Origin of the sequence: Pseudomonas paracarnis, assembly GCF_904063055.1 — a bacterium.
Lineage (GTDB): Bacteria > Pseudomonadota > Gammaproteobacteria > Pseudomonadales > Pseudomonadaceae > Aquipseudomonas > Aquipseudomonas paracarnis.
The window spans coordinates 1-429 of sequence record NZ_CAJFCN010000118.1; the positions used below are offsets into that span (position 1 = coordinate 1).

General features: G+C 61.5%; 1 protein-coding gene. It reads right to left on the bottom strand.

The window, feature by feature from the left end; all coding sequences use genetic code 11:
• Positions 1 to 44: 44 nt before the first annotated feature.
• A partial coding sequence (locus JMV15_RS28170) for an amino acid--tRNA ligase-related protein (protein WP_328822035.1) occupies positions 45 to 429 on the bottom strand: 385 nt, incomplete at its 5' end.

Consider the following 429-nt stretch of genomic DNA (forward strand, 5'->3'; position numbering starts at 1 on the left):
CGACCCTGTTCCGAACTATAAGGCGGCTTCGGCTTACTCTACGGTTACGCTTGCGTCCGCATGTGCGGGAACAAGATCACGTCACGGATCGACGGCGAGTTGGTCAACAACATCACCAGACGGTCAATGCCGATACCCTCGCCGGCAGTCGGCGGCATGCCGTACTCCAGGGCCCGAACGAAGTCGGCGTCGTAGTGCATGGCTTCGTCATCCCCGGCGTCCTTGTCGGCCACCTGGGCCATGAAGCGCTCGGCCTGGTCTTCCGCGTCGTTAAGCTCGGAATAGGCGTTGGCGATTTCGCGGCCACCGATGAACTGCTCGAAACGGTCGGTGACGTTGGGGTTGTCGTCGTTGCGACGGGCCAGCGGCGACACTTCGAACGGGTACTGGGTAATGAAGTGCGGCTGCTCCAGCTTGTGCTCCACCAGT